The organism is Halorubrum vacuolatum (assembly GCF_900188065.1).
Taxonomy (GTDB): Archaea; Halobacteriota; Halobacteria; order Halobacteriales; family Haloferacaceae; genus Halorubrum; species Halorubrum vacuolatum.
Genome location: NZ_FZNQ01000004.1, coordinates 223,368 through 232,085, shown reverse-complemented (window position 1 = coordinate 232,085; position 8,718 = coordinate 223,368). Strand labels below are relative to the sequence as shown.

General features: G+C 60.6%; 6 protein-coding genes and 2 pseudogenes. 4 read left to right on the top strand and 4 right to left on the bottom strand.

Annotated elements, in window-relative coordinates:
• Window positions 1-1,334: 1,334 nt before the first annotated feature.
• Window positions 1,335-1,511: pseudogene (locus tag CHB65_RS17345) on the top strand (RNA-guided endonuclease TnpB family protein); the annotation flags it as partial.
• Window positions 1,503-1,676: pseudogene (locus tag CHB65_RS17340) on the top strand (IS200/IS605 family transposon protein TnpB); the annotation flags it as partial. The pseudogenes CHB65_RS17345 and CHB65_RS17340, both read left to right, overlap by 9 nt.
• A gap of 142 nt (window positions 1,677-1,818) precedes the next feature.
• Here CHB65_RS17340 and CHB65_RS06640 read toward each other — a convergent pair.
• Window positions 1,819-2,046 carry a hypothetical protein gene (locus CHB65_RS06640; protein ID WP_089384267.1) on the bottom strand — a complete coding sequence of 76 codons (228 nt, stop codon included), beginning with the start codon at window positions 2,044-2,046 and terminating at the stop codon, window positions 1,819-1,821.
• A 335-nt stretch (window positions 2,047-2,381) separates the two neighbouring features.
• On the opposite strand from CHB65_RS06640, the gene CHB65_RS06635 reads away from it, so the two are divergent.
• Both CHB65_RS06635 and CHB65_RS06630 read left to right on the top strand, forming a co-directional pair.
• Window positions 2,382-4,142: a glutamate--tRNA ligase gene (locus tag CHB65_RS06635; RefSeq protein WP_089384266.1), complete on the top strand. Its 1,761-nt coding sequence runs from the start codon at window positions 2,382-2,384 to the stop codon at window positions 4,140-4,142.
• Between the two features lie 127 nt (window positions 4,143-4,269).
• A complete protein-coding gene (locus CHB65_RS06630) occupies window positions 4,270-5,787 on the top strand; it encodes a glutamate--cysteine ligase family protein (protein ID WP_089384265.1) in 1,518 nt (505 codons plus the stop codon).
• A 56-nt stretch (window positions 5,788-5,843) separates the two neighbouring features.
• On the opposite strand, the gene phnE is transcribed toward CHB65_RS06630, so the two are convergent.
• From phnE to CHB65_RS06615, 3 genes are read right to left on the bottom strand one after another with little or no spacing between them, the layout of a single operon-like run.
• Window positions 5,844-6,671: a phosphonate ABC transporter, permease protein PhnE gene (gene phnE, locus CHB65_RS06625; RefSeq protein WP_089384264.1), complete on the bottom strand. Its 828-nt coding sequence runs from the start codon at window positions 6,669-6,671 to the stop codon at window positions 5,844-5,846.
• Window positions 6,668-7,408 carry a phosphonate ABC transporter ATP-binding protein gene (locus tag CHB65_RS06620; protein ID WP_089384263.1) on the bottom strand — a complete coding sequence of 247 codons (741 nt, stop codon included), beginning with the start codon at window positions 7,406-7,408 and terminating at the stop codon, window positions 6,668-6,670. The genes phnE and CHB65_RS06620 overlap by 4 nt, the downstream gene beginning before the upstream one ends.
• Window positions 7,405-8,391, bottom strand: a complete 987-nt coding sequence (locus tag CHB65_RS06615; RefSeq protein WP_089384262.1) for a phosphate/phosphite/phosphonate ABC transporter substrate-binding protein — start codon at window positions 8,389-8,391, stop codon at window positions 7,405-7,407. Before CHB65_RS06615 ends, CHB65_RS06620 begins: the two co-directional genes overlap by 4 nt.
• Window positions 8,392-8,718: the final 327 nt, after the last annotated feature.

Below are 8,718 nucleotides of genomic sequence, written 5' to 3'. Positions count from 1 at the left end.
AGTTCCGTGAAATTACGCTTGCCGCCGCCGTCTACAACGTCGAACAAGCCGTCAAACAATGAAACCCGACGCCTTCTGCGGATTCAATGAAGCCGTTATCATCCTACTATTCATCTCGTTCTTTTTCGGGATAATCATATATATTGTCACCCGTGTAGGAGAGTCAGTTCTGGTACGTAAAGGCCTGGTTGATGGTCATAAGGAAGTTTTTGAGTCAGTTGTGAATGATCCTGATCGTCTCAATGAGGTGGCTACCGATGTGTTCTATGAAAGAGTTAAAGACCGATACGAAGTTGAGAGAGAGTTCGTCGAAGACAACTTATTAGACTTCTACCGGATGATTGCAAGCACGGTTCTCCGATCTCGGCTTGGGTTGTCTCGGACATTGATGGGGATGTATATTTTTTGCCGAGGCCTTCTGCTGGTATTTCCAACCTTGTCAGTTATTTATATACTCTTTCCAACACAATATCCAGTACTACACTTATTGAGTCTCTGTACGCTTCTATTTGGAGTGTTTTTCATCGGATACACCACATTCAAGAGATATTACGTTCTTTATCTGATTACAGATTATGCGTCGATACAGTCAGACCCTTCTTGAGATATAACCCGATATGGACAACCGCTCCAATCTAACAATCGAAAATGAAAAAGAACTGAAGCTCGGCCTAACTAGCCAAAGTGACCACCGCTTTGGTAACAATCAACGCGAGGTTTTGCCTGCTTAGTGTAGAGCTGTTATCAGACTGCTGTGCTGGTTTCTCGTGCCACATTTGCGCGCTGTATCTTGCACGCCCGTGTTTTCATATCTGAATTGTCTCACTTCAAGCGATTAGTGATGTGCGCCCGAAATCGCTCAGGAGCGATGCACAACTCATCTTGTATCTCGCACGACGTGCAGAAACCACCACTAAGTGAATATTTCAATAAGGTCTCCCCCTATCGACTCTGGTGTAACTTGGTGGGCTTTCATCCCAACAGGCTCGGTAGTGTGAACCGCTGAATTGAGCGGGTGAATCTGTCGAGGCATTTGTTGGGTACCTAATAGGGTACCTATTCGATCTATGATGCGCTAGATGTTCGGGAACGAGTAGCAACATCATCGTTACACCGCGACCTCCGTCGCGGTTCCTTCATAATGAATGCAAGGCGGAAACCCGCGTCTTTAGGCGTCCCCAGAAATCTGTGATTTCTGGTGTGCGGACGAGACCGGAGGTCTCGTCAACGCGGGAGGAAGCCGACAACACTGACACAACCCACGTTCGATAACAGGCTGACTCCCCTACGCCAATCCGAATATATAGATACATAACACTACGTATGAAGTGCAGATGGTGGAAGACTCAAGCACTCGAACCGTCCCCGTCAAACTCAATATGGACGAGAGTGCCGCCGACCTCCTCCACCAGACAACCGACCACTTCCTCGACGCCGCCAACCACGTCGTAGACGTAGTGTGGGAATCAGACTGGAAAATCACCAGCAAGCAACAACTTCACGACCTCACGGCGTCAGAGACGTTCCTTCAGGAAAACAGCGATAGGGAAGTCAGGCCGATGGCACGGCCCGTGCGATTCGAGTGGGACGACCACGACTGGTCGGGGAAACCAGACCCTCACGAAAGTCCCAAAGAAGTGCGCACAGACCCGGAAGTTGCCTCCGTGGATCGGTAGCCGAACCCCCAACGGAGGAATCCTCGCGCTTTAGCGCGGGGAGGATGTCAATCGTGGGGGAAGTCACGGCTGCTCTGCCGCCGAATACCCCTCAAGACGTTGATCACGTCTTTGTGAGTTGGTTCCACGTGGGGACGGACGCTCACCGCCGCCCCCTCCCGGCGGAAAACTCCCCGGCGAGTCCGCGGAGATACTGAAGAAACACGAGTCCGAGGACGAAGCCGACCGCGGTCGCCGCGGCTATCTGTGTCAACGTCGGATCCCCCAACTGCAACATCAGCGGCGGCGACACCGTCACCAACAGGAGGAAGCCGATCTGGATCTTCCGGTTGCCGGCGTCGCGCTCCTCCCGATTCATCGGCTCTACCATCGAACGACCTCCGCGCCCAGCTCGGGATCCTCCGCGCTCATACCCTTATCCACGTCGCGAGCGACAAAGAACCTCGTGAACCGTCCGTCGGCCGCGGTGGACGGACGCGCTCATCGAGCGTATCTCGATCTATATAAATTGATCGACCGTTCACGGTATCGAGCGACCCTCATCGGCGTGAACGGTCGTACCGGTTTAAGATGGCCGGCGTCGGACGTACGTCTTGCCCCTACCCGCCGATCGGGACGGACCCGACCCAATTCCGATCGTTCCCCCTCCGCCCCGCGGGCGCGTTTCCGCGGCGTTTTTGACCGGACACACACAAGCCGTGGGTAATGGACGACACACTCCGCGAGCGCGTCGAGGCCGCCGGCGAGCGGGCCGCGCTCTTTAACGCAGTAAAACACGGCAGCGACCCGAACGTCGGTGCCATCATGGGACCGCTGATGGGCGAAAATCCCGACTTTCGTCCGCACGGTGACGCGATCCCGGGAATCCTCGGCCCGGTCGTCGCCGAGGTCGCCGGGATGGACGAATCCGAACGGCGCGAGCGACTCGCCGATATCGCCCCCGACCTGCTTGAGGAACTCGAGGCCGAAGAGGAGGCGGACGACCGGGTGCTGCCCGACCTCCCGAACGCCGAGGAGGGCGAGGTCGTCATGCGCGCCGCGCCGAACCCGAACGGCCCGTGGCATCTCGGCCACGCCCGGATGCCCGCGGTGATCGGGACCTACAAGGAGCGCTACGACGGCGAGTTCATCTGCCGCTTCGACGACACCGACCCGGAGACGAAACGGCCAGACCTCGACGCCTACGACGCCATCCTCGATGCCATCGCATTCCTCGGCTTCGAGCCCGACCGCGTCCTCCGGGCCTCCGATCGGCTGGAGACCTACTACGACCACGCCCGTGAACTGATCGACCTCGGCGGCGCCTACACCTGTGATCTCTCCGGCGAGCGGTTCTCCGAGTTAAAAAACGCCGGCGAGCCGTCGCCGAACCGCGACAAGGATCCGGAGACGGTTCGTGAGGAGTTCGAGGCGATGGTCGCAGGCGAGTACGGCGCGGGCGAGATGGTCCTCCGCGTGAAAACCGACATCGAACACCCGAATCCCGCGCTCCGCGACTGGGTCGCCTTCCGGATGGTGGATACGCCGCATCCACGTCCCGAAGCCGAGTCGTATCGCTGCTGGCCGATGCTCGATTTCCAGTCCGGGATCGACGATCACCTCACCGGCGTCACACACATCATCCGCGGCATCGACCTGCAGGACTCCGCGAAACGCCAGCGGTTCGTCTACGACTACTTCGACTGGGAGTACCCCGAGGTGCTCCACTGGGGCCACGTCCAGCTCGACGAGTACGACGTGAAACTCTCCACGTCGACGATCAAGGCGCTCATCGACGACGGCGAGCTGGACGGCTGGGATGATCCGCGCGCGCCGACGTTGGCCTCCGTGGAACGCCGCGGAATTCGTGGTGAAGCGATCGTCGAGTCGATGACCGAACTCGGCATGTCCACCTCCGACGTCGACCTCGCGATGTCGTCCATCTACGCGAACAACCGCGATCTCATCGACGACGACGCGAATCGCTACTTCCTCGTTCGTGACCGTCCGGATGACCCTGCCGTCGTCCGCGATATAGTCGGCGGGCCGGAGACCGGACAACCGCCGCTGCATCCCGACCACGAAGAGCGTGGCACTCGGACGATTCCCGCCGGTCGCGTGCGACTGGAAAGTTCCGATCTGCCCGCCAGCGGCGGCCAGGTCTGGTTAAAGGGGTTCGGCTGCGTGCGACACATCAGGGACGCCTTCGAGTACGTCGGCGACGACATCTCGATGGTCCGTGAGGGCGACGTCCCGGTCGTCCACTGGGCACCCGCCGAGGAGGGACTGGAGACACTGATGCGTACCGTTGAGGGCGACGTTCGCGGCTACGCGGAGCCCGACGTTGCCGACGCCGACGTCGACGACGTCGTGCAGTTCGAGCGCGTCGGATTCGTTCGGATCGACTCCTTCGATCCCGAACCCAGCGACACCGATGCCGGGCCGACCGGCGAGGAGGACCTCGTCGCCTACTACGCACACCCCTGACCCGGCTCTGTTGAAATTCTGCAGAGCTGATAGACACTCCGCGCTGCATACAGGGCGCGTATTTTTCATGAGGTATCCAGTTCGGGGGCCAATGAGGCTTTAATATCCTGACGCCGCACCGAACGGTATGGATGAACTGCAACAGGACATTGCTGCGCTGTTGCAGACGGATACCGAGGAGTTCGAGCATCGCGTCGCAGCGGAAGTAAAGACGCTCAAAGCCGAACTCGAGATCGGAACGTTCGACAATACACAGGCACTCATCGGTCTCGAATACGAATTTTATGCGGTCGACGACGCGTCCGGCGCACTCCGGCGAGTTCCACGGTCGCTGTTGGAACTCATTCGATTCGAGAAGGAACTCGGGTTGCACAATGCGGAGTTCACGTCCAGCCCGCAACCGTTGGGCCCCCACGGACTGGCCGCGATCGAACACGAGCTACAATCCGCAGTCCAGACTGCGGCTGCCGCCACTGCCCGTGTCGAGCCGATCAAACTCGTGAGCGACGGCTTCTGGGTTATCCCCCCCACGGGCGAAACCGCCGAGGAGTACTTCTCCGACACGACCAGTGTAAACGGGTTCAGCCTGGCAAGGAATCTGAGCGACTCGCCCAGATACCACGCGATGGAGCAGTCACGAACCTACCAGCCCGACTGTCGACTCGACGTGCCGAACGTCACAGCCCAGTATCAAACGACCGTGCCGGCCACACTGACATCGAGTATTCAGCCCCACTATCAGATGCCTATCGCCGCGGAGCTGCCGACGTACTTCCGGTATGCGATCCGGATCGCCGGACCACTGGTCGCGCTGGCGGCCAACTCGCCGCTGTTTCCGCCGAGTCTCTACGACGAGGATGCCACCGTTGAGGACGTGCTCGACCGGGGGTACCTCGAGAACCGCGTGTTCGTCTACGAGTCGATGATGAACGATTCGGACAGGGCAGCGAAAGTTCGCTTCCCGCGGGACGTCGAGACGATAGCCGAGGCGGTCGACCGGGTGGCTCGGGATCCGTCCATCGTGCCGGCCCGTCGTGAGGTCGGATCTCGGTTCGATGATACGTTTCGCCACCTTCGGCACAAGCACGGCAGTTACTGGCGCTGGGTCCGCCCGGTTTTCGAGGGATCCACGCGGGCTGCTGCCAACGCCCGCCTCGAGTTTCGCCCGTTGCCGGCCCAACCGACGTTGCGGGACTCTCTCTCACTGCTCGCCGCAGTCGGGGGACTGATGGAAGGCCTCGTCGAAACCGATCATCCCGTCATCTCCCTATCTTGGGAGCAGGCCCGTGAGAACTTCTACGCCGCTGCGCGGGACGGGCTTGAAGCTGATATGCAGTGGATCACCGCAGATGGCGAGGAAACGAGAGCTATCGGGGAACTGTACACCGACCTGTTCGACCACGCCCAGCGTGGGCTGGAAGGGCGGTGGTTCGACGCTGATACTGCCGCGGCGTATCTGTACCCGTTGCGCCGTCGAGCCGATCGACGGATAACACCAGCGAGTTGGAAGCGTGAACGACTCCGCCGGCACGGTGATCAGGGGTACAGTCTCCAAGAGGCTGTTGTCGCCGCACAGCGCGACTATCTCGGGGTACAGGATGGAACGCTTACTGAGGGCACCTTTGCCGAGTGGCCGGGCGTGTGAACTGGAGGCTGCCGGGTAGGCAAATCGGAATGGTGCCCGTTCCGCTAAGACGGTCATCAGCTGCTGAGACTCGTCCTCGTATCGCCGAGGAACAACGCACGCAGTCGGTAGCTGAGCTCGTCGATGATCAACACGGCGAGGAAGACGATCGCCAAGAGCACGATCACCCTATCGTACTGTAAGAAGTCGAGATAGCCCATGATGTAGTAGCCGATGCCGCCCGCGCCGACGATGCCGATCGCGGCGGCATGCCGCACGTTGTACTCGAACATGAACATCGACTGGCTGATCAACGAGTTGATCGCCTGTGGCAACACGACGAATCGGAGCACCTGCAGCCGCGTCGCTCCCAGCGCGGAGACGGCTTCGATGGGTGCCGAATCGAGCCCCTCGAAGGCCTCGTATTCGAGTTTCCCGACGAAGCCGATCGTATAGAGCGTGATGGCGAAGACGCCCGCGGCGGGACCCGTGCCGATGAGGATGACGAAGATGACGGCCCACAGGATGCTTGGGAGGACCCGAAGAACCGCAAGCAACCATCGGGCCGGAAGGGTGAGATACCACGGGAAGAGGTTTCGGCTCGCCACCAGACTCACCGGCAGGCTCAACACCACGCCGAACAGGGTCCCGACGTAGGCGATATACAGCGTTTCGAGCAGGCCTCGCAACCCGACCTCGAGCACGCTCATCTCCGGTGGGATCGCCGCCCCATAGAGGAAGCTCAATCCCTCCGCGCCGCCCGAGAAGTCGGTTCCATGGAGCTCCAACACCCAGATGCTCCAGATCGCCAACAGGAGAGCGAGCCCGAAGATCAGAGGCCTTCCGAACGTGCCGAGAGTGGCACGTATCGTCGCGGCGGTAGCATGGTGTTCGCTTTCACTCATGGATCTGTCCTGTCGCCGGCCAGTGTGCTGTCCGGCGTGGGTGTCCCCGCCGGCGTCATCCGCTCCTCGATGCCTCCGGACCCCAGCCTGAGGACGGCATCCGCGATCTCCCTCGCGATCTCGAGGTTGTGTTCGACGATGACCACGGCCATATCAGTCTCCCGTTGGAGTGCGGCGAGACAGTCGACGATCGACCGCGCGGTCTCATCATCGAGCTCCGAGAGCATCTCGTCGGCAAGCAACACGCGGGGCTCCTGAACGAACGCACGGGCGATAGCGACCCGGCGCCGTTGACCTCCCGACAACTCTTTCACCCGGGTCCGTTCGTAGCCGCCGAGACCGACCTGCTCGATCGCTTCACACGCGTCGATTTTGGCGTCCCCCGAAAATCGGCCGAGCAGGCTGTCCATCCATCCGAGATCAGAGAGTCGGCCGTGAAGCACGTTCATGAGCACCGTTTCGTGGCCCACGAGGCCCAGGCTTTGGGGAACGTATCCCATCGTACCGGGCGGCGGGGTTTCCGGCAGCTCGGTGTCGAGAACCGCGGCGTCGCCCTCAAGCGGCGTTAGCGCACCTGCGAGCGTCTTCAAAAGCGTCGTCTTCCCACACCCGCTTCGGCCGACGAGCGCCAGCGTGGAGCCGCTCTCGACGGTAAACGACAGATCCGTCAGAATCGGCTCCCCGTCGTAGCCGACAGCGAGGTCCTGACAGCGGATGGGAGGTTCGGTTCGACTCATCCCTCTTCGGTCAGGTGGTCTTCGATGCCGGGCAGGTTCGAGATCAGTTCGCCGTACGGACCGAGATGCTCCTCAGAGGTCGCCGCTTGGAGTTCGTAGACATCGAAGATATCATCCAAGATCTCCTGTCCCTCCGGATCGTCGTTGAGCGCGAGGAACGCCTCCTCCAGCAACTCCCGCTCCGATTCGCTCGTCTCCGTGCTTGCGAGTACCGGATGGCTCGGCACCTCGGTGAACTCCTCGACGATCACGTATTCGTCGAGGTCGAGACACCACTCCTCGACGTCGTCGCCGCCACAGTACTCCTCGGGCGTGGTGGCCCGGCCGAACGCGATATCGGCCTGTTCCTCCGAAAGCGCTTGGAGCGCTCCGATGTATCCGCCACCGACGACCGGGTTGCCGAAGTACTCCTCAACGGCCCCCCGGATCGCCGTCACGTCATCGTCGTCCTCGAACGATACCAGCCCCTCGTCGGCGAGATAGGCGGTCGGAATCAGCATGCCTGCACCCGTCAGATCCCCGGTGTGGGCGCTGTCGACGCCCTCGGCGTCGCGGATCGTTTCGATTCCGGTGTCGGATCGGGTGTATCCCGCGGCGATATAAAAGGGACGCCCGTCCTCGTCGGCTTCGACCGCGATCGTCTCGAACTCATACTCGTTCCACCCGACCCAAGAGGGGCCGCCGCTTAAATAGGAGGCGTCCGCCTGTCCCGACGCAAGCGCGCCGATGGCCGCGCTCGAATCGGAGACGGTGTCGATCCCCGTCGAGACGTCGGTTTCGGACTCGATCCACTCCGCAAGCGGCTCCCAGTCCCGCTCGACGTCAGCCGGGTCGTCCTGTGCTTCGATCGCGAAGACAAACTCCTCGTCACCGCTGTTACCCCCAATACAGCCGGCCAGTCCCACCGTGGTGGCTCCAGCGATCGTCGCGAGTACGCTTCGGCGGGAGGAGGAGTCGGTATCCATCCCACACGTCGTGTCCATTGAAGTAGTTTAGACTAGTCTAATAAATAAATTTGGTGTTATCCATATCCGCTGTTCAGCAATATTGACGTCTCTCTCCGGCGATTTGAGTGCCGCTCCGGCACGCAAGAATGAAAAAGGAGTCTCTGGCTAGCCGCTTAACACTCCGACCAGCCGCACGACTCGCACGTCTTACAGCCCTCCGAGTAGTAGAGGCTCATCCCGCCACAGTCGGGGCATTCAGGCGATTCGCCGGCCGCGATAAGCGCGTCGGTCATGTCGTCGCCCCCGGCATCCGCCGCGACCGCGCCGCCATCGGTCTGGCTCGCGTCCGCCGCGTCAGCCGTC

Bases quoted from the DNA above. Each gene is read 5' to 3' on its own strand.
- CHB65_RS06615 (WP_089384262.1), bottom strand. From the start codon at position 8,391: ATGGACACGACGTGTGGGATGGATACCGACTCCTCCTCCCGCCGAAGC.
- CHB65_RS06630 (WP_089384265.1), top strand. From the start codon at position 4,270: ATGGATGAACTGCAACAGGACATTGCTGCGCTGTTGCAGACGGATACC.
- CHB65_RS06640 (WP_089384267.1), bottom strand. From the start codon at position 2,046: ATGGTAGAGCCGATGAATCGGGAGGAGCGCGACGCCGGCAACCGGAAG.
- CHB65_RS06635 (WP_089384266.1), top strand. From the start codon at position 2,382: ATGGACGACACACTCCGCGAGCGCGTCGAGGCCGCCGGCGAGCGGGCC.
- phnE (WP_089384264.1), bottom strand. From the start codon at position 6,671: ATGAGTGAAAGCGAACACCATGCTACCGCCGCGACGATACGTGCCACT.
- CHB65_RS06620 (WP_089384263.1), bottom strand. From the start codon at position 7,408: ATGAGTCGAACCGAACCTCCCATCCGCTGTCAGGACCTCGCTGTCGGC.